Consider the following 554-nt stretch of genomic DNA (forward strand, 5'->3'; position numbering starts at 1 on the left):
GCGGCGAGGTTGTCGCCTTTGAAGCCGATGCGGATGTATTGGTAGCCGGCGTTGTTTTTCTTAGGCGTAGCCAAAACGTAGTCGATACCGTTAGCAGAACCGTCTTCTTTTAGCGTGTAGCTGCTGTCCAATGCCGTTTTGTTGGAGAGGATGGCGGCAGGGCTGTCGCCGATGGTTTGGTCTTGTGAGGACTTGGTTACTTGCGCCAAATCTACGTCATAGAGCCAAATGGTTTTGCCGTCGCCAACGATGGTTTGTTTATAGGGTTTGGTGTATTCCCATTTGAACAAGCCAGGGCGCAGGATTTTGAATGTACCGTATGTAGTTTGGGTTTTCTTTTTGCTGTGAACGGTTTGGCTGAAGTTGCCACTGATACCGTCGGCGTCATTATTGAATTTTTTCAGGGCGTCCACTGCGCCGGCTTGTGCAAAGCCGATGGCTGAAGAAAGCAGCGCGGCAGCGGTCAGGGTGAACAGTCGGGTAGTTTTCATGTTTTGGTTCCTTGTTCGGAGAGATGGGTTCAGTATAGACGTTATGGTGTAACAGGCAAGGGG

At 50.5% G+C, this 554-nt stretch carries 1 protein-coding gene; it reads right to left on the bottom strand.

The genetic code is table 11. The annotated features are described in order from the left end of the window. Positions 1-491, bottom strand: a 491-nt coding sequence (lolA, locus tag ACTHUR_RS17145; protein ID WP_440399904.1) for an outer membrane lipoprotein chaperone LolA, incomplete at its 3' end; no start/stop codon positions are given. Positions 492-554 lie beyond the last annotated feature (63 nt).

It is taken from the genome of Neisseria sp. P0021.S007 (genome assembly GCF_051956855.1).